This window comes from Thiobacillus thiophilus, from assembly GCF_055378705.1.
This window is the reverse complement of the sequence record NZ_AP042404.1, coordinates 31,041-49,245: the sequence shown is the minus strand read 5'-3', so window position 1 is coordinate 49,245 and position 18,205 is coordinate 31,041. Positions and strand designations below refer to the sequence as shown.

Genomic DNA, 18,205 nt, shown 5'->3' with positions numbered 1-18,205 from the left:
ACCTTAAGGCAGTTTACTTTGGGCGACGTGCGCCAACAGGTCGACCACCGATACATGCATGACGTCGGTAAACGGCTTGGGATACAGCCCCATGCCGAGCACCAGGACGGCAAGCACGCCGAGCAACAGGATTTCGCGCGCATTGACGTCAGTCATTTCTTCGACATGCGGATTGGTGACGGCGCCGAATACCACCCGCTTGTACATCCACAAGGTATAGGACGCGCCAGTGATCAGCGTTGTAGCGATAACGAAGGCAAACCAGAAATTGACCTGGCTTGATGCCATGATGACCATGAATTCGCCAACGAAACCGCTGGTGGCCGGCAGGCCCACATTGGCCATGGCAAACAGCATGAAGAAGGCGGCAAATACCGGCATCCTGCTGGCCAGTCCGCCGTAATCCTTGATCTGGCGCGAATGCAGGCGGTCATACATGACACCGATACAGAGGAACAGCGCGGCAGAGACAAAACCATGCGAAATCATCTGCACCAGCCCGCCTTCTGCACCCAGCGTATTGAACATGAAAAAGCCGAGGGTGACGAAACCCATGTGCGCGACCGACGAATAGGCAATGAGTTTTTTCATGTCGGACTGCACCAGCGCGACGAGTCCTATGTAGACAACGGCGATCAGCGACAGCGTGATGACGAGCCAGGCGAGTTCATGGCTCGCATCCGGCAGGATCGGCAGAATGAAGCGCAGGAAACCGTAGGCACCGACCTTGAGCGTGATCGCCGCCAGCACGACCGAGCCGCCGGTAGGTGCTTCGACGTGGGCATCGGGCAGCCAGGTGTGCACCGGCCACATCGGCACCTTGACCCCGAAGGCCAGCAGGAAGGCGAAGAACATCAGCGTCTGCGCCGTCATGCCGAGCGTGGTGGTGTGCCAGGTCTGGATGTCGAAGCTGCCGCCCGACTGGAAATACAGATAGATCATCGACACCAGCATCAGGAACGAGCCGAGCAGGGTGTAGAGGAAGAACTTCAATGCAGCATAGACACGGTTCGGTCCACCCCACACGCCGATAATCAGATAGAGCGGGATCAGCATGGCCTCGAAGAAGACGTAGAACAGGATGCCGTCGAGCGCCGCGAATACTCCGTTGATGAGGCCGGACATGATGAGGAAGGCGGCCATGTACTGCGCCACCTTGTCCTGGATCACCTGCCAGCCGGCAATTATCACCAGCACAGTGATGAAACTGTTCAGCAGGATCAGTGGCATCGAAATGCCGTCGATACCGACGTGATAGTGAATGTTGAAGGTCGGTATCCAGGCGGTTTTCTCGACAAACTGCATCGCCGAGGTGGTGGTGTCGAATCCGGTAGCCAGCGGAAGCGCGACGATGAGTCCCAGCAGCGCGCCGAACAAAGCCAGCCAGCGGGCAAGTGCCGCGTTGCGATCGGACCCGGTGGCGAGCACGACTACCCCGGCCAGTATGGGCACCCAGATAACGAGGGAAAGGATGTTGTTCAGCATGGATCAGTTCAAACGTGCGAACCAGGTCACCAGGGCGAACACCCCGATCAGCATGGCGAAGGCGTAGTGGTAGATGTAGCCCGACTGGAAGGCCTTGAGCAGGCGCGAAAAGCGTTCGACCATATGCGCCGTGCCGTTTATGAAGAAGCCGTCGATCACGTTCTGATCGCCACGCCGCCACAGGCCGGCGCCCAGCACGCGCGCGCCCTTGGCAAACAGCCAGCCATAGAGTTCGTCGAACCAGTATTTGTTGAGCAGCATCTGATGCAGAAACCTGAAGCGTTGCGCGATGGCCGCCGGGATATCCGGACGCTTGAGATAGAAGAACGCCGACAGCCCCACGCCTGCAGCAGCCAGCCAGAAAGGCAACGTCATCACCGCGTGCAGGCCCATCGCCGCCGCGCCGAGGAAATGCAGGTTGAGTTCGTGCATCACCGGATGGCGATCGGCGACGTAGATCGCGCTGCCGAAAAAATCGCCGAACAGCATCGGCTCGATGGTCATGTAGCCGATCGCCAGCGAGGGCAACGCCAGCGCCAGCAAGGGCCCGGTCACCACCCACGGCGTTTCGTGGGGCGTGCCGCCATGGCCGTGGTGCGCGTCCGGCTCGTTGCCGTGGGCGTGCCTCTGATGGAAACGCTCCTTGCCGTGGAACACCAGGAAATACATGCGGAAGGAATAGAAGGCGGTGACGAACACCCCGAGCAGCACCGCAACATAGGCGAATTCCGAGCCGGGCAAGTGTGACAACTTGACCGCCTCGATGATGGTTTCCTTGGAATAGAAGCCCGACAGAAACGGGGTGCCGATCAGGGCCAGCGAGCCGATCAGCGAGGTGACCCAGGTGATCGGCATGTACTTCTTCAGGCCGCCCATGTAGCGGATGTCCTGGTTGTGGTGCATGGCGATGATGACCGAACCGGCGGCGAGGAACAGCAGCGCCTTGAAGAAGGCGTGCGTCATCAGGTGGAACACCGCGACCGAATAGGCCGAGGCGCCCAGCGCCACCGTCATGTAGCCCAGCTGCGACAGCGTCGAATAGGCAATCACGCGCTTGATATCGTTCTGCACCATGCCGAGGAAGCCCATGAACAGCGCGGTGATCGCACCGATTACCATGATGAAGCTCAGCGCCGCATCGGACAGTTCGAACAGCGGCGACATGCGCGCGACCATGAAGATGCCGGCGGTCACCATCGTCGCCGCGTGGATCAACGCGGAAATCGGCGTCGGGCCTTCCATCGAGTCGGGCAGCCAGACGTGCAGCGGAAACTGCGCCGACTTGCCCATCGCGCCGATGAACAGGAGGATACCGATCACCGTCATCAGCATCCACGGGGTGCCGGGCCACAGGGTGATGGTCTCCCTGGCCAGCGAAGGCGCCTTGGCGAACACGGTGGCGTAGTCGAGCGAACCGAAATAGGCCAGCACCAGCCCGATGCCGAGGATGAAACCGAAGTCGCCGACGCGGTTGACCAGGAAGGCCTTGAGGCTGGCGTAGACCGCCGTCTCTTTCGTGTACCAGAAGCCGATCAGTAGATATGACACCAGTCCGACCGCCTCCCAGCCGAAGAACAACTGCAGGAAGTTGTTGCTCATCACCAGCATCAGCATCGAAAAGGTGAACAGCGAGATGTAGCTGAAAAAGCGCTGGTAGCCGGGGTCGTCGTGCATATAGCCGATGGTGTAGATGTGCACCATCAGCGAGACGAAAGTGACGACCAGCATCATCATCGCGGTCAGCGCATCGATCAGGAAGCCGACCTCGAAGCGCAGGTCGCCCAGCACCATCCAGGTGTAGACGGTGCCGTTGTAGGTATGGCCGGCGAGCACGTCCTGGAACACCAGCACCGATGCGATAAGCGAAGCCGCCACGCCGGCGATGGCGACGACATGGGCGCCGGTACGTCCGATCAGCTTGCCGAACAGACCTGCGGCGATCGCGCCGAGAAGCGGCGCCAGCGGCACGATCAGATAGAGCGTCTGCATGTCCATCGTCATCAGCCTTTCAGATGATCGAGGTCATCGACATTGATTGTGTGCAGGTTGCGGAATAGCACTATCAGGATCGCCAGGCCGATGGCCGATTCGGCCGCAGCGACTGTCAGGATGAAAAAGACGAATATCTGGCCGTGAATGTCGCCCAGGTAATGCGAAAACGCGATGAAATTCATGTTCACCGCCAGCAGCATCAGTTCGATCGCCATCAAGAGAATGATCACATTCTTGCGATTGAGGAAGATGCCCAGCACTGCAATCGAAAACAGGATGCCGCCCAGCACCAGATAATGCGACAAGGAAATCATGCGCTCGTCTCCCCTGAATCCTGACCCTCGACCCCTGGTCTTTTTTCCGTTTTCATTTTCACGATGCGCAGGCGGTCCCTGGCTTTGACCCTTACCTGCACGGAAGGATCGATGAACTTGCTGTCCTTGCGGTGGCGCAGCGTCAGTGCGATGGCCGCCACGATAGCCACCAGCAGGATCACCGCGGCGAGTTCGAATGCGTAGACATAATCGGTATACAGCAGCCGCCCGAGTTCCTTGGTGTTGCTGTAATCGGCGGCATGCGGTGCCGGTGTGCCCATCACCTCGAGGCCGAAGTGACGACTGCCGAGGATCAGGGCCATCTCGATCACCAGCAGTACCGCGACAAAACCCGCAAGCGGCAGGTAATTCCAGAAGCCCTCGCGCATTTTTTCCAGGTTGATGTCGAGCATCATCACCACGAACAGGAACAGCACCATCACTGCGCCCACGTAGACGAGCACCAGCGTGATGGCGAGGAACTCGGCTTCCAGCAGCATCCACAGTCCGGCCGCGGTGAAGAACGCCAGCACCAGGTACAAGGCCGCGTGAACCGGGTTGCGCGCGGTGATCACGCGCAACCCGGCTAATACCAGGATGGCGGCGAAAACATAAAAGATCGCAGTCGTATAGGTCATGTCGTTTTTTAGCGGTACTTTGCGTCGGCTGCGCGGTCTTTCGCAATCTGCTCCTCATGCTGGTCGCCAATTGCGAGCAGCATGGACTTGGTGTAGATGAGGTCACCACGTTTCTCGCCGTGGTATTCGAGGATGCGCGTCTCGACGATGGAATCCACCGGGCAGGATTCCTCGCAGAAGCCGCAGAAAATGCACTTGGTCAGATCGATGTCGTAGCGCGTGGTGCGGCGGGTGCCGTCTTCGCGCATTTCCGATTCGATGGTGATGGCCAGCGCCGGACACACCGCCTCGCACAATTTGCAGGCGATGCAGCGTTCCTCGCCGTTGGGATAGCGGCGCAATGCATGCAGGCCGCGAAAGCGCGGTGACTGCGGAGTTTTCTCCTCGGGGAATTGCACCGTGATCTTGCGTGCGAACAGATTGCGCCCGGTGAGCATCATGCCGCGCAGAAGCTCGATCAGGAGCAGGCTACCGAAGAAGTCAGTGATCCGTCTCATGGCGCGCTCAGTGGAAAAGATAAGCATACGGCGTCTGCATCATGCCGCCCACCACCACGATCCAGACGATGGTGATGGGAATAAACACCTTCCAGCCCAGACGCATGATCTGGTCGTAGCGATAGCGCGGGAAGGTGGCGCGGAACCACAGGAACAGGAACAGTACGAAGCCGGTCTTTGCCAGCCACCAGACGATACCGTCGGGCAGGAAGGTCAACGGCGACAGCCAGCCACCGAGGAACATCAGTGTGGTGAGCGCCGAGACCAGGATCATGTTGGCGTATTCGGCGAGGAAGAACACGGCGAACGCCATGCCCGAATACTCGACGTGGAAGCCGGCAACGATTTCGGATTCGCCCTCGGCGACGTCGAACGGCAAGCGATTGGTTTCGGCCACGCCGGCAACCAGGTACACCACGAACAGCGGAAACAGCGGCCAGATATACCACTGATGCAATCCGCCGGACTGGCCGTGCACGATGTCGGTAAGATTGAGTGACTGCGCCGCCATCAGTACGCCCACCAGCGCGAAGCCCATGGCAATTTCATACGAGATGATCTGCGCCGCCGATCGCATCGCACCGATGAAGGCGTATTTTGAATTGGACGCCCAGCCCGCGATGATGACGCCATAGACACCCATCGAGGTGATCGCCATCACATACAGCAGGCCGGCGTTGATGTTGGCAAGCACCAGCGTATCGGTGAACGGGATCACCGCCCAGGCCGCCAGCGCAGGCGCGATGACAAGAATCGGGCCAAGGATGAACAATCCCCGGCTGGCACCGGAAGGAATGATAATTTCCTTCATCAACAGCTTCACTGCGTCGGCGATCGGCTGCAGTAAACCCTGGAAGCCCACACGGTTGGGGCCAATGCGTACCTGCATCCAGCCAATGATCTTGCGCTCGGCGTAGGTGAGATACGCCACACCCAGCATCAGCGGCACGACCAGCGCCAGAATCTTGATCAGCGTCCAGACGACGGTTTGAACAGCAATCCAGTCCACGCCCTGCATCAGTCCCGTCTCCATCAGACCGGTTCCGCCGTGATCGGACCAAACATCGGGCCCAGCCCGGCCGTCAACGGATGGCCACTGGGAATGCGTATGCAGTTGTCGGGCAGCAGCTCGTCGCGGTGCACTCTAAGGGTCAGCGCACTCGCGGTCTGGCGCACCGAGACACGGCCATTTTCCTGCAGCCCGAGCCTGGCGATCAGACGGCTGTTCATGCGTGCCACCGGCAGAGCCGCATCCTGCGTCATCTGCAGCGATGGCGAACGGCGCACCACGGCGTCGGTCTGATAGATCGGAACCTCGGCGACACGTTCCAGCCCGCCCTCAGCCGAGGGCGGCGTCACCCTCACACCACTGACTTCGTTGGACAGGAAAGCCTGCACCGAACCGGTTGGCGTATCGCCCAAGGCATCGCGCAGGACTTCCCTGGAATCGTTGTGATCGAATCCGCTCAGGCCCAGCAGGTTGCCCAGCACGCGCAGGACTTTCCACGCCGGACGCGTTTCGCCCAGCGGCTTCACCACGGCACCGAAACTCTGCACGCGTCCTTCGGTGTTGATGAAGGTGCCCGAGGTTTCGGTCCAAGGAGCGATCGGCAGCAGCACGTCGGCGTAGTCGAGCGACTTGCCCTTGTAGGGCGACATCACCACGACGAACTCCGCCGCATTGAGGCTGGCCATCGCAGCCACGGGATCGTGGGTATCGAGTTCGGCCTCCACGCTTAGTAACAGATAGGCACGCAACGGCTGGGTGAGCATCTGCTGTGCATTCAGGCCATTGACGGCAGGCTGGCCAAGCGCACCGCACCGGGGAATCGCACCCACCGCCACGGCGCCCACACTATTGGCCGCTTCGCCCAACACGCCGAAACTGGCACCGGCAAGCCGGGCCACCGCCTGCGCCAGCGCGTGAATCTGTGAATAATCAGGATGATGCTGCGCCATGTTGCCGAGGAATACCGCGCGGGTTTCGCCCCCCGAAATACTTTCGGCCATCTTGCGCGCGGTGTCGTCAACCGTGCCGTGTGTGGCGATATCCGGCACGGGAAGATCTTTCAATTCGGCCAGCGCCCGACATACGCCCGCCAGGGTCACGGCCAGCCGTGAAGGCGCCACAATGCGCTTGGCGTGCACCTTGCCGAGGAATTCGTCTTCGTGCGCGTTGATCATGTTGAGCTGGCCATGCCAGCGAACCGACTCACGGATACGATGCGCCATCAGCGGATGATCCTTGCGTAAGCTGGAGCCCACCACCAGCATGCGGTTGAGGCGCGACATATAGGTCACCGGCATGCCCAGCCAGAAACCACCGTTTGCCTTATCGTCGAGCGAAAAATCCGATTGCCGCAGGCGATGGTCGACGTTGCCGCAGCCCATGCCGCGCATCAGTTTCTGCAGAAGGAAGAGTTCCTCCGCCGGACGATACGGCGTCGACAGCGCACCGATCTGCTCGGCGGGAATGGCCTTCAGCTTGTCCGCGACAAATTCGAGTGCCGTCTGCCAGGTGGTTTCCATCCACTGGCCGTTCTCCTTGACCATCGGCCGGGTCAGACGCTCGGCCGTATCGAGACCATCGTAGGAAAAGCGGTCACGGTCGGCCAGCCAGCATTCGTTGACGTCTTCGTTCTCACGCGGCAGCACGCGCATCACCTTGTTGTTCTTGACCTGCACTTCGAGGTTCGAGCCCAGGCTGTCATGCGGACTGATCGAGTGACGGCGCGACAGTTCCCAGTTGCGGGCGGTGTAGCGGAACGGTTTGCTGGTCAGCGCGCCGACCGGGCACAGATCGATGACGTTGCCCGACAGCTCCGACGTCATCTGGCTTTCCAGGAACGGCATCACCTCGGCATGTTCGCCACGACCGGCCATGCCGAGTTCCATCACCCCGCCGATTTCCTGACCGAAACGTATGCAGCGGGTGCAGTGGATGCAGCGCGTCATGTCGGTGGCGATCAGCGGGCCAAGATTTTTTTCAATCACGACCCGCTTGATTTCCTGATAACGCGACGACGAAGCGCCGTAGCCCACGGCGAGATCCTGCAGCGTGCACTCGCCACCCTGGTCGCAGATCGGGCAATCGAGCGGATGATTGATCAGCAGGAACTCCATCACGCTCTTCTGCGCATTGATCGCATAATCCGAACGCGTGTAGACCTTCATGCCGTCGGTCACCGGCGTGGCGCAAGCGGGCAGTGGCTTGTGTGCTTTATCCACTTGCACCAGGCACATGCGGCAGTTGCCCGCTATGGACAGCTTCTTGTGGTAGCAGAAATGCGGAATCGCGATGCCGGCCTGGTTGGCCGCATCCATGATGGTGTCGCCGCTTTCGACCTGCAGCGCGCGTCCGTCAATTTCGATATTGAGCGTAGCCATCTTTATGTTCCGTTCAGACCATACAGCGCTTGTGTTCGATGTGATGCTCGAACTCATGGCCGAAATGCTTGAGGAAGCTTTGCACCGGCATCGCCGCGGCGTCGCCCAGCGCGCAGATGGTATGGCCGAGGATATTTCCCGCCACGCTGTTCAGCAGGTCCATATCCTCGGGCCGGCCCTGCCCATGTTCGATGCGATGGATGACCCGATACATCCATCCGGTTCCCTCGCGACATGGTGTGCACTGGCCGCACGACTCCTCGAAATAGAAATATGAAAGCCGCTCCAGTGCGCGCACCATGCACACCGTTTCGTCCATCACGATGACTGCGCCTGAACCCAGCATGGAACCCGCCTTGGCGATGGAATCGAAGTCCATCGTGCAGTCCATCATGGTACCGGCCGGCAACACGGGAGCGGACGAACCGCCGGGAATGACCGCCTTCAATTTGTGCCCGTTGCGCATGCCACCCGCCATCTCCAGCAATTCGGGAAACGGGGTACCGAGTGGCACCTCGTAGTTACCGGGCTTGTTGACATGGCCCGACACCGAAAACAGCTTGGGTCCGCCGTTGTTGGGCTTGCCCAGTTCGAGGAAGGCCTGTCCGCCATGCTGCACGATCCACGGCACCGAAGCCAGCGTCTCGGTGTTGTTGATGGTCGTCGGCTTGCCATATAGACCGAAGCTGGCAGGGAAAGGCGGTTTGAAGCGCGGCTGACCCTTCTTTCCTTCGATCGACTCCAGCAATGCGGTTTCCTCGCCACAGATGTAGGCACCGTAACCGTGGTGCGCATGGATCTGAAAAGAGAAATCAGTGCCGAACAGATTGTCGCCGAGATAACCGGCTTCGTTCGCCTCCTTCAGCGCGCGCTCGAAGAGGTCATAAATCTCGAAGATCTCACCGTGGATGTAGTTGTAGCCCACGCGCGCGCCGAGCACGTAGCCCGCGATCGCCATGCCCTCGATCAACTGGTGCGGGTTGTAGCGCAGAATGTCGCGATCCTTGAAGGTGCCCGGCTCGCCCTCGTCGCTGTTGCAAACGATGTACTTGTCGCCTGGGAAAGCGCGCGGCATGAAGCTCCACTTCAATCCGGTAGGGAAACCGGCGCCGCCACGTCCGCGCAGCGCACTGGTCTTGAGCTCGGCAATGATGGTGTCGCTCGAAATCTGCCCGGTCGCCACGCGTCGCAGGGCCTGATAGCCACCCTGCGCGGCATAAGTCGCGAGCGACGCAGGGTCGTCGAATGCCTGTGTCCAGCTGCAGACCTTGTGATCGGGGGTCAGCAAACTCATTTCAGCTTGTCCAGCAGTTCGTCCACCTTCTCGGGCGTAAGGTGAGTGTGCATGGCATGGTTATTGTGCAGGCACATCGGCGCATCGCCGCAGGCACCCATGCACTCGCCTTCCTTCAGGGTGAAACGGCCGTCCTCGGTGGTTTCGCCAAATCCGATGCCCAGTCTGTTTTTCAGATGCTCGGCCAGTTCGCCTGCCCCCATCAGCGTACAGGGCAGATTGGTACACAAGGTGATTTTGTGCCGGCCCGCAGGCTGCGTGTCGTACATGTTGTAGAACGTCGCGACTTCATAGGCGGCAATTGCCGGCATCTCCAGATACTCAGCGACATACTCGATCAAATCGGGTTTTAGCCAGCCTTTTTCCACCTGCGCGATACGCAGCGCGCCCATCACCGCCGACTGTTTCTGGTCGGATGGATATTTGGCGACTTCAATATCAATCAACGCGAGCGATTCAGAAGACAACATCAGCGGTCGACCTCCCCGAAAACAATATCCTGCGTGCCGATGATGGCAACGACGTCGGCGATCATGTGGCCGCGGCTCATTTCGTCGAGCGCCGCCAGATGCGCATAGCCTGGCGCGCGGATTTTCAGACGATAGGGTTTGTTGGCGCCGTCCGACACCAGATAAATGCCGAACTCGCCCTTGGGATGTTCCACCGCGGCATAGGCTTCGCCCGCCGGCACGTGCATGCCTTCGGTGAAGAGCTTGAAGTGGTGGATCAGCTCTTCCATATTCAGCTTCATGTCGCCCCGCGCCGGCGGCGCGACCTTGTAGTTTTCCACAATCACCGGTCCCGGGTTCTTGCGCAGCCAGTCGATGCACTGCCTGACGATGCGGTTGGACTGGCGCATTTCCTCGATCCGCACCAGGTAGCGGTCGTAGCAGTCGCCCTGGGTGCCGACCGGAATGTCGAAATCCATGCGGTCGTAGACTTCGTAGGGCTGTTTCTTGCGCAGGTCCCACTCGACGCCGGAGCCGCGCAGCATGGGGCCGGTGAATCCCAGCGCCATGGCGCGCTCGGGCGACACCACGCCGATGCCGACGGTACGCTGTTTCCAGATACGGTTATCGGTCAGCAGGGTCTCGTACTCGTCGACACAAGTCGGGAAGCGGCGAGTGAAATCCTCGATGAAGTCAAGCAACGAACCCTGACGGTTGGCGTTCATCGACTTCATTGTCGCCTCGTTGCGGGTGTGCTGCGCCGCGTACTGCGGCATGCTGTCCGGCAGGTCACGATAAACGCCGCCGGGACGGTAGTAGGACGCGTGCAGACGTGCGCCGGAGACCGCCTCGTAGCAGTCCATCAGGTCCTCACGCTCGCGGAAGGCATACAGAAAAACCGTCATCGCGCCGATGTCGAGCGCGTGGGCGCCCAGCCACAGCAGATGATTCAGTACGCGGGTGATCTCGTCGAACATCACGCGGATATATTGCGCGCGCTCCGGCACCTTGACCTGCAGCAGCTTCTCGATCGCCATCACGTAGGCGTGCTCGTTGACCATCATCGACACGTAGTCGAGACGATCCATATAGGGCACCGACTGGAGGAAGGTCTTGTGTTCGGCCAGCTTCTCGGTGGCACGGTGCAACAGGCCGATATGCGGATCGGCGCGCTGGATCACTTCGCCGTCGAGCTCGAGCACCAGGCGCAGCACGCCATGCGCGGCCGGATGCTGTGGCCCGAAGTTCATCGTGTAATTGCGGATTTCAGCCATTAACGCCCTGCCCCGTAGCTTTCGTCGCGCACGATGCGTGGTGTGATTTCGCGCGGCTCGATCGACACCGGCTGGTAGATCACCCGTCGCTGGATCGGGTCGTAACGCATTTCGACGTTGCCCGACAACGGGAAATCCTTGCGGAACGGATGGCCGATAAAGCCATAATCGGTGAGGATGCGGCGCAGATCGGGATGGCCCTCAAATACGATGCCATACAGGTCGAAGGCTTCGCGCTCAAACCAGTTGGCCGCCGGCCAGATATCGACCATCGACACCACCAGCGGCATATCGTCGTCGGGGCAAAATACACGCACGCGCACGCGCTGATTGCTCGACACCGACAGCAGATGCGTCACCACGGCAAAGCGGGCGCCATCCCACGATCCGTCACTGTCACCATCGCTCCCATAGCCCGAATAATCCACGCCGCACAGGTCGATCAACTGCTCGAAGCGGCAATCGGGATGGTCGCGCAGGGTGCGCATCGCCGCCGCGTAATGCTGCGCCTTGACGATCAGCGTCAGTTCGTCAAGGCGGACGAACGACAGCGCCAGCGCGTCGCCGAGCGCGGCCTCAAGGGACAAAGAAAGAGCTTCCACAGTCTGGGGCATGGGCTATCAGCGTGCGATGGTGTTGGTGCGGCGGATCTTGTTCTGCAGCTGGATGATGCCGAACAGCAGCGCCTCGGCCGTGGGCGGGCAGCCGGGAACATAGATGTCGACCGGCACGATGCGGTCGCACCCACGTACGACCGAGTACGAATAATGGTAATAACCGCCGCCGTTGGCGCACGAACCCATCGAGATCACCCAGCGCGGCTCGGCCATCTGGTCGTACACCTTGCGCAGAGCGGGCGCCATCTTGTTGCACAGCGTACCTGCGACGATCATCACGTCGGACTGGCGCGGGCTTGGACGGAACACGATGCCGAAACGGTCGAGATCGTAGCGCGCGGCGCCGGCGTGCATCATCTCCACTGCGCAGCATGCCAGACCAAAGGTCATCGGCCACATCGAGCCGGTACGCATGTAGTTGATCAGCTGGTCGGCCTTGGCGGTGACAAAACCCTGTTCGAGTACGCCTTCGATACTCATGGCCTGGCCCTCTCAATGTCGCGGGCAGACCTTTTCGCCGGATCGATCCCCACGCTGCGCATGGAGGTCCTCGGCCAAGGGCTCAAAAACCTTACTCCCATTCCAGCGCCCCCTTCATCCATTCATAGATGAAGCCGATCACAAGGATTCCGAGGAACACCATCATGGCGACAAAACCGGCCAGACCGATTTCCTCGAGCACGATGGCCCATGGAAAGAGGAAGGCGATTTCCAGGTCGAACAGGATGAACAGGATGGCAATCAGGTAGTAGCGCACGTCGAATTTCATGCGCGCATCCTCGAACGCCTCGAAACCGCATTCGTAGGGCGAGAGTTTTTCGCTGTCAGGGCGATGCGGTGCCAGCAGGCCACCTGCAATGATGGGGCCAACGCCAAAGGCCAGCCCGACCAGAATGAACAGCAGAATGGGGAGGTAGTTCTCCAGCACCGGGGTCCTCCGTCTATGCCCATGTCAGGCTGTTGAGTAAGTAAGGCCCGAGTGTATTAGTGCAGGGCGTCGACTGTCAAGCCGAAAAATATGTATTTTTTCCTTAAAAATAAAAAGCTTATTCGATACCAAGTGCTAATGAACAATTCAGGAAATTCGATGGTGCCCACGGGGAGACTCGAACTCCCACGACCTAAGTCACTACCCCCTCAAGATAGCGTGTCTACCAATTCCACCACATGGGCCAAAGGGCATACGCCCTTCAAATTCCGGTTGAACGGGAGCGTTCAACCGAGGTAAATTTTACTGCGGAATGTCCCTCGCTTTCGAGCCGCCACTCTCGCCCGGAACCTGCGCAGGTGCAGTAGCAGGTGCAGCAGGCTGCGTCGTGGTCGCCGGTACCGTTGCACGATCCAGCACACTGGTCGGCTTGTGTTGCTGGAGCCCGAAATAGGCCAGGCCCAGACTGGTCAGGAAAAACAAGGTCGCCACGATGGAAGTGCTGCGGCTGAGAAAATTGGCCGAACCCGTGGCGCCGAACAGGCTGCCGGACGACCCGCTGCCAAATGCCGCGCCCATGTCCGCCCCCTTGCCGTGCTGCAACAACACCAGCGCGATGACCGTGATGGCAACAATAACGTGAAGGACCCAGAACAATGTTTCCATATTTGACTCTTACTTGGCTGCTGCCCGGCAAACCGCGACGAATTCGTCGGCGACCAGTGAAGCGCCGCCAATCAGGCCACCATCGATATCGGGCTGAACCATCAATTCTGCCGCATTCGCGGCTTTTACGCTACCCCCATACTGGATGACAAGCTGGTCTGCCACACTCGCATCGAGTGCGGCGACCCTGCCACGAATGAAGGTGTGTACCGCTTGTGCCTGTTCCGGCGAGGCGGTTTTACCGGTACCGATCGCCCATACCGGCTCATATGCGATCACGGCCTTGGCCAGTGAAGCCACCCCTGCCGCGTCAATCACGGCATCGAGCTGACGCGAGACGACCGCTTCGGTCACGCCCGACTCGCGCTCGGCCAGCGATTCGCCGACGCACAGGATGGGCGTCAAACCGGCCGCCTGGGCTGCCATGTATTTCTTCGCCACCAGCGCGTCGGACTCGCCGTACAGGCTGCGCCGCTCGGAATGACCGACGATTACATACGTGCAGCCAAAATCGAGCAGCATGGATGCCGACACTTCGCCGGTGAACGCGCCCTTGGCTTGCTCGGACACGTTTTGCGCGCCCCAGGCGATCGACGACCCGGTGAGTTCGGCCTGCGCCTGTGCCAGGTACGGAAAAGGCACGCAAACCACGGCCTCGATACCGGCCAGGGCAGGCTTGAGAGCGGACAGCAGCGCGGCATTTTCGGCCAGGCTGCCATGCATTTTCCAGTTACCGGCTACGAGCTTCTTGCGCATGGGATTCCGCCAGACAAAAGTGCGCGATGGTAAGCGCAACGCGCCCCGCGGTCAACCGCCCAAGCGTCGCGCGCGCCGGGAGATTAGCCGAATCGGCCGGTAATGTAGTCCTCGGTCTGCTTCTTGACCGGCTGCATGAAGATCGTGCCGGTTTCGTTGAATTCGATGAGCTCACCCAGATACATGAACGCCGTGAAGTCGGAAACTCGCGCGGCCTGCTGCATGTTGTGAGTGACGATGGCGATGGTGTATTCGCTCTTCAGCTCGTTGATGAGTTCTTCGATCTTGGCGGTAGAAATCGGATCCAGTGCCGAGGTCGGCTCGTCCAGCAGCACGATGTCGGGCTTGACCGCGACTGCACGCGCGATGCACAAGCGCTGTTGCTGGCCGCCAGAAAGCGACAGGCCGTTCTGCTGCAACTTGTCCTTCACTTCACCCCACAGCGCGGCCTTCTTGAGCGCCCATTCGACACGATCGTCCATTGCGCTTTTCGACATTCGCTTATACAGGCGCACGCCAAAAGCAATATTTTCATAGATCGTCATGGGAAACGGCGTTGGCTTCTGGAACACCATGCCGATCTTGGCGCGTACAAGGTTCACGTCCTGGCTCTTGTCGAGCAGATTCTTGCCATGAAAAACAATCTGCCCTTCGGCGCGCTGTCCCGGGTACAGGTCATACATGCGATTGAAGGTGCGCAGCAAGGTGGATTTGCCGCAACCGGAGGGTCCGATGAAGGCTGTCACCTTCTTGTTGGCGACATCCAGATTGACGTTGTTGAGGCCTTTAAAATCACCGTAAAAAAAATTCAGATTGCGGACCTGCAGAGCAATATTTTCGTCGGGCGGCATGGCTTGATCGGACATGGGGTGATTGAACACAGCGTAGCTCCAGAGAAATTAACGTTTGACCTTATTGCGGAAAACGATGCGCACACCGATGTTGACCGCCAACACCAGAAGGGCAATCAACAGCGCCCCGCCCCAGGCCAGGTTGACCCAGTTGTCATACGGGCTCAACGCGAACTGAAAAATCACCACCGGCAAATTGCCCATCGGTTCGGACATATTGGTGCTGAAGAACTGGTTATTCAGCGCGGTAAACAACAGCGGCGCGGTTTCTCCGGTAATGCGCGCCATCGCCAGCAGCACACCGGTCACCACCCCGGATTTGACCGCGCGCAAGGTGATCTTGAGCGAAACCTGCCAACGTGGCGCGCCCACCGCAAAGGCTGCTTCGCGCAGGCTGGTCGGCACCAGCTTCAGCATGTTTTCGGTGGTGCGCACCACCACCGGAATGGCGATCAACGCCAGCGCCAGCGACCCCGCCCAGCCGGAAAATCCGCCGGTGGTCACCACGAACAGCGCGTACACGAACAGGCCGATGACGATGGAGGGGGCCGACAGCATGATGTCGGTCATGAAGCGGGTGAACGATGCAAATCTGGAGACGCGCCCGTACTCGGCCAGATAAATCCCGGCCAGAATGCCGATCGGTGTCGAGATCAGCATGGAAAAAAACAGGATCAGACCGCTGCCGACGATGGCATTGCGCAGGCCGCCTCCCTCGGTGCCTGGCGAAGGGGTGTCCTGGGTGAACAAATCCCAGCTCAGGGCGGCAAACCCCCTGGAAAACAGCGTCCACAAAATCCATAGCAACGCAATCAACCCAAGGCTCATCGCCAGCATGGACAGGGTGATGCCGATGCGGTTGATCCAGATGCGGCGGGTGTACAAGCTCATCATGATCTACAGTCCCTCCGAGCCCATGCTGCGACTAATCAGCCAGCGCGAAATCGCCAGCACGACAAAGGTGATGATGAACAGCACGAGGCCCAGCTCATACAGGGAAGCGATATGCAGACCGGGATCGGCCTCGCCGAACTCGTTCGCCAAGGTAGCGGTAATCGAGGTGCCCGGTGCAAACAGGCTGCCGTTGATGCGGTTGGCGTTGCCGATCACGAAGGTGACCGCCATGGTCTCGCCCAGCGCCCGCCCCAGTCCCAGCATGATGCCGCCGATGACGCCGACGCGGGTGTAAGGCAGCACGACACTGCGCGCCACCTCCCAGGTGGTGCAGCCCAAGCCATAGGCTGACTCCTTCAGCACGTGCGGCACAGTTTCGAACACGTCGCGCATGACCGAAGCGATAAAGGGGATCACCATCAGCGACAGCACAATGCTCGCCGTCAGGATGCCGACGCCGATGGGTGGACCGGAAAACCAGCCGCCGATCACCGGCACATCGCCCAGCAGCGCCTGCAGAGGGGGCTGGATATGGTCGGCAAACAGCGGCGCAAACACGAACAGGCCCCAGATGCCGTAAACGATCGAGGGGATGCCTGCCAGCAGTTCGATCGCGGTTCCCAGGGGGCGGCGCAACCACACCGGGCAGGTTTCTGTCAGGAACAGGGCAATCCCGAAACTGATCGGCACCGCAATCAACAAAGCCAGCACGGACGTCATGACGGTACCGTAAATGGCCGCCAGTGCGCCGTACTCGTCATCCGGCACGCTCCAGATATCGGTCCACAGGAAGGATGGCCCGAATTCCTTGATGCTGGGCCAGGCTTCGTAGGTGAGCGACACCAGAATTCCCACCAATGCCGCCAGGACGACAAAGGCGAATAGCTGGGTGGTGTGATGAAAAAATCTGTCCTGCAAGCGGAATGTCCTGACCTGCCTTGCATGCAGATCGATTCCGGCGGATACGCTGGGCTCACTCACGGCGGGGTGCCTATCGGTTTCTGGGTTTAATTGTTGTCTGCGGGAGCACCCGCCGGAACAGACAGGCGCTTTCGCAGAAAGCCGAAAGCGGCAGCCGCCCCCGGCATCGATCAATTCGGCTCGTCAAAGCCTTACTTGATGTTTTTCATCTCGGTTTCGACCATCTTCACGACGTTGGGCGGCAACGCCACAAAGCCGAGGTCGGCAGCCATTCCCTGCCCTCTGTTCAAGGACCAGGTAAAGAAATCCACGATCCCTTTTTGCTTGGCAGCATCGGCGCCCTTTTCATACGCCAGGATGTAGGTGGCGCTGGTGATGGGCCAGGCGTTATTGTGCGACTGGTCCAGCAGGTCGGGCGCCATGCCCTTGACCTTGAAGTTGGCGCCGGCAGCCGCGTCGGCAACCGCCTGCTGGCTCGGCACAATGTAGTTGCCGGCGCGGTTCTTCAGTGCAACGTAATTCATCCTGTTCTTCATCGCATCGGCAATATCCACATAACCGATCGTGCCCTTGATCTTCTGCACGTTGGCGGCGACCCCCGCGTTGCCCTTGCCGCCTACCGCGTTGGACGGCCAGTTGACCGTGTTGCCTGCGCCGACCTCGCGCAGGAAAGCCGCCGACTGCCTGGCCAGATAGTGGGTGAATGCGTAGGTGGTGCCCGAACCGTCCGAACGATGCGTCACGGTAATGGCCATATTCGGCAGGGTAACGCCGGGGTTCAGCCGAGCGATGGCGGGGGCGTTCCACCGGGTGATGGCGCCGCGGAAGATATCGGCGGCAGTGACGCCGTCCAGCTTCAACTTTCCCGAGGCGATACCGGGAACGTTCATGACGAGAGTCACGCCACCCATCACGGATGGAAACTGCACCAGACCCGCCGCATCCAGGACTGATTGCTTGAGCGGTGCATCGGTACCGCCAAAATCGACGGTCCTGGCCTTGATCTGCTTGGCGCCGCCCGACGAGCCGATGGCCTGGTAGTTGACCTTGTTGCCGGTCGCAGCCTGGTAGGCTTCGGCCCACTTGGCGTAAACGGCGTAAGGGAAGGTTGCGCCTGCGCCCGTGATGTCGGCGGCCAGCGCGCTGACCGAGAAGGCCAGGCCAAGGATCGTGGCTATCGCACCTTGAGCCAGTTTTTTGCGTGTATGCATGCAAATCTCCGGTAGTAGTTGACGTTGCCGC

19 protein-coding genes and 1 tRNA gene are annotated in these 18,205 nt (G+C 60.0%); all 20 read right to left on the bottom strand.

What is annotated here, in order from left to right:
* Positions 1-3 precede the first annotated feature (3 nt).
* Entirely contained in the window at positions 4-1,485 is a 1,482-nt protein-coding gene (locus ACZ41T_RS00260) for an NADH-quinone oxidoreductase subunit M (protein WP_464922540.1), read from the bottom strand.
* Between the two features lie 3 nt (positions 1,486-1,488).
* Positions 1,489-3,480, bottom strand: a complete 1,992-nt coding sequence (gene nuoL / locus ACZ41T_RS00255; protein WP_464924005.1) for an NADH-quinone oxidoreductase subunit L — start codon at positions 3,478-3,480, stop codon at positions 1,489-1,491.
* A 5-nt stretch (positions 3,481-3,485) separates the two neighbouring features.
* The gene (gene nuoK / locus ACZ41T_RS00250; RefSeq protein ID WP_464922539.1) at positions 3,486-3,791 is read right to left on the bottom strand and encodes an NADH-quinone oxidoreductase subunit NuoK; all 306 of its coding nucleotides are present in this window, start codon (positions 3,789-3,791) and stop codon (positions 3,486-3,488) included.
* Positions 3,788-4,429: an NADH-quinone oxidoreductase subunit J gene (locus ACZ41T_RS00245; RefSeq protein ID WP_464922538.1), complete on the bottom strand. Its 642-nt coding sequence runs from the start codon at positions 4,427-4,429 to the stop codon at positions 3,788-3,790. Before ACZ41T_RS00245 ends, nuoK begins: the two co-directional genes overlap by 4 nt.
* Before the next feature lie 8 nt (positions 4,430-4,437).
* Positions 4,438-4,926 carry an NADH-quinone oxidoreductase subunit NuoI gene (gene nuoI / locus ACZ41T_RS00240; RefSeq protein WP_464922537.1) on the bottom strand — a complete coding sequence of 163 codons (489 nt, stop codon included), beginning with the start codon at positions 4,924-4,926 and terminating at the stop codon, positions 4,438-4,440.
* Positions 4,927-4,933: 7 nt separating this feature from the next.
* Positions 4,934-5,959 carry an NADH-quinone oxidoreductase subunit NuoH gene (gene nuoH, locus ACZ41T_RS00235; protein ID WP_464922536.1) on the bottom strand — a complete coding sequence of 342 codons (1,026 nt, stop codon included), beginning with the start codon at positions 5,957-5,959 and terminating at the stop codon, positions 4,934-4,936.
* Complete coding sequence (gene nuoG / locus ACZ41T_RS00230; RefSeq protein ID WP_464922535.1) at positions 5,959-8,313, bottom strand: NADH-quinone oxidoreductase subunit NuoG; 2,355 nt, start codon at positions 8,311-8,313, stop codon at positions 5,959-5,961. Before nuoG ends, nuoH begins: the two co-directional genes overlap by 1 nt.
* Before the next feature lie 13 nt (positions 8,314-8,326).
* On the bottom strand, positions 8,327-9,607 hold the full coding sequence (gene nuoF, locus ACZ41T_RS00225; protein ID WP_464922534.1) for an NADH-quinone oxidoreductase subunit NuoF: 1,281 nt from the start codon (positions 9,605-9,607) through the stop codon (positions 8,327-8,329).
* The gene (gene nuoE / locus ACZ41T_RS00220; RefSeq protein WP_464922533.1) at positions 9,604-10,077 is read right to left on the bottom strand and encodes an NADH-quinone oxidoreductase subunit NuoE; all 474 of its coding nucleotides are present in this window, start codon (positions 10,075-10,077) and stop codon (positions 9,604-9,606) included. Before nuoE ends, nuoF begins: the two co-directional genes overlap by 4 nt.
* Positions 10,077-11,330: an NADH-quinone oxidoreductase subunit D gene (locus tag ACZ41T_RS00215; protein ID WP_464922532.1), complete on the bottom strand. Its 1,254-nt coding sequence runs from the start codon at positions 11,328-11,330 to the stop codon at positions 10,077-10,079. Before ACZ41T_RS00215 ends, nuoE begins: the two co-directional genes overlap by 1 nt.
* A complete protein-coding gene (locus ACZ41T_RS00210) occupies positions 11,330-11,944 on the bottom strand; it encodes an NADH-quinone oxidoreductase subunit C (RefSeq protein ID WP_464922531.1) in 615 nt (204 codons plus the stop codon). The genes ACZ41T_RS00215 and ACZ41T_RS00210 overlap by 1 nt, the downstream gene beginning before the upstream one ends.
* A gap of 6 nt (positions 11,945-11,950) precedes the next feature.
* Positions 11,951-12,427, bottom strand: coding sequence for a NuoB/complex I 20 kDa subunit family protein (locus tag ACZ41T_RS00205; protein WP_464922530.1), 477 nt, complete (start codon positions 12,425-12,427; stop codon positions 11,951-11,953).
* A 91-nt stretch (positions 12,428-12,518) separates the two neighbouring features.
* A complete protein-coding gene (locus ACZ41T_RS00200; RefSeq protein ID WP_464922529.1) occupies positions 12,519-12,875 on the bottom strand; it encodes an NADH-quinone oxidoreductase subunit A in 357 nt (118 codons plus the stop codon).
* 160 nt (positions 12,876-13,035) lie between these two features.
* Positions 13,036-13,120: transfer RNA gene (locus ACZ41T_RS00195), tRNA-Leu, on the bottom strand.
* A gap of 58 nt (positions 13,121-13,178) precedes the next feature.
* The gene (secG, locus tag ACZ41T_RS00190) at positions 13,179-13,541 is read right to left on the bottom strand and encodes a preprotein translocase subunit SecG (protein WP_464922528.1); all 363 of its coding nucleotides are present in this window, start codon (positions 13,539-13,541) and stop codon (positions 13,179-13,181) included.
* A 9-nt stretch (positions 13,542-13,550) separates the two neighbouring features.
* Positions 13,551-14,297 (bottom strand): triose-phosphate isomerase, encoded by a 747-nt coding sequence (tpiA, locus tag ACZ41T_RS00185; RefSeq protein ID WP_464922527.1) that lies wholly within the window; start codon positions 14,295-14,297, stop codon positions 13,551-13,553.
* 83 nt (positions 14,298-14,380) lie between these two features.
* Positions 14,381-15,163 (bottom strand): phosphate ABC transporter ATP-binding protein PstB, encoded by a 783-nt coding sequence (gene pstB / locus ACZ41T_RS00180; RefSeq protein ID WP_464922526.1) that lies wholly within the window; start codon positions 15,161-15,163, stop codon positions 14,381-14,383.
* Positions 15,164-15,196: 33 nt separating this feature from the next.
* The gene (gene pstA / locus ACZ41T_RS00175) at positions 15,197-16,042 is read right to left on the bottom strand and encodes a phosphate ABC transporter permease PstA (RefSeq protein WP_464922525.1); all 846 of its coding nucleotides are present in this window, start codon (positions 16,040-16,042) and stop codon (positions 15,197-15,199) included.
* Positions 16,043-16,045: 3 nt separating this feature from the next.
* Complete coding sequence (gene pstC / locus ACZ41T_RS00170; RefSeq protein ID WP_464922524.1) at positions 16,046-17,023, bottom strand: phosphate ABC transporter permease subunit PstC; 978 nt, start codon at positions 17,021-17,023, stop codon at positions 16,046-16,048.
* A 131-nt stretch (positions 17,024-17,154) separates the two neighbouring features.
* Positions 17,155-18,174: a phosphate ABC transporter substrate-binding protein PstS gene (gene pstS, locus ACZ41T_RS00165; RefSeq protein WP_464922523.1), complete on the bottom strand. Its 1,020-nt coding sequence runs from the start codon at positions 18,172-18,174 to the stop codon at positions 17,155-17,157.
* Between the last annotated feature and the right edge of the window lie 31 nt (positions 18,175-18,205).

Bases quoted from the DNA above. Each gene is read 5' to 3' on its own strand.
- ACZ41T_RS00260 (WP_464922540.1), bottom strand. From the start codon at position 1,485: ATGCTGAACAACATCCTTTCCCTCGTTATCTGGGTGCCCATACTGGCC.
- nuoL (WP_464924005.1), bottom strand. From the start codon at position 3,480: ATGGACATGCAGACGCTCTATCTGATCGTGCCGCTGGCGCCGCTTCTC.
- nuoK (WP_464922539.1), bottom strand. From the start codon at position 3,791: ATGATTTCCTTGTCGCATTATCTGGTGCTGGGCGGCATCCTGTTTTCG.
- ACZ41T_RS00245 (WP_464922538.1), bottom strand. From the start codon at position 4,429: ATGACCTATACGACTGCGATCTTTTATGTTTTCGCCGCCATCCTGGTA.
- nuoI (WP_464922537.1), bottom strand. From the start codon at position 4,926: ATGAGACGGATCACTGACTTCTTCGGTAGCCTGCTCCTGATCGAGCTT.
- nuoH (WP_464922536.1), bottom strand. From the start codon at position 5,959: ATGGAGACGGGACTGATGCAGGGCGTGGACTGGATTGCTGTTCAAACC.
- nuoG (WP_464922535.1), bottom strand. From the start codon at position 8,313: ATGGCTACGCTCAATATCGAAATTGACGGACGCGCGCTGCAGGTCGAA.
- nuoF (WP_464922534.1), bottom strand. From the start codon at position 9,607: ATGAGTTTGCTGACCCCCGATCACAAGGTCTGCAGCTGGACACAGGCA.
- nuoE (WP_464922533.1), bottom strand. From the start codon at position 10,077: ATGTTGTCTTCTGAATCGCTCGCGTTGATTGATATTGAAGTCGCCAAA.
- ACZ41T_RS00215 (WP_464922532.1), bottom strand. From the start codon at position 11,330: ATGGCTGAAATCCGCAATTACACGATGAACTTCGGGCCACAGCATCCG.
- ACZ41T_RS00210 (WP_464922531.1), bottom strand. From the start codon at position 11,944: ATGCCCCAGACTGTGGAAGCTCTTTCTTTGTCCCTTGAGGCCGCGCTC.
- ACZ41T_RS00205 (WP_464922530.1), bottom strand. From the start codon at position 12,427: ATGAGTATCGAAGGCGTACTCGAACAGGGTTTTGTCACCGCCAAGGCC.
- secG (WP_464922528.1), bottom strand. From the start codon at position 13,541: ATGGAAACATTGTTCTGGGTCCTTCACGTTATTGTTGCCATCACGGTC.
- tpiA (WP_464922527.1), bottom strand. From the start codon at position 14,297: ATGCGCAAGAAGCTCGTAGCCGGTAACTGGAAAATGCATGGCAGCCTG.
- pstB (WP_464922526.1), bottom strand. From the start codon at position 15,163: ATGTCCGATCAAGCCATGCCGCCCGACGAAAATATTGCTCTGCAGGTC.
- pstA (WP_464922525.1), bottom strand. From the start codon at position 16,042: ATGATGAGCTTGTACACCCGCCGCATCTGGATCAACCGCATCGGCATC.
- pstS (WP_464922523.1), bottom strand. From the start codon at position 18,174: ATGCATACACGCAAAAAACTGGCTCAAGGTGCGATAGCCACGATCCTT.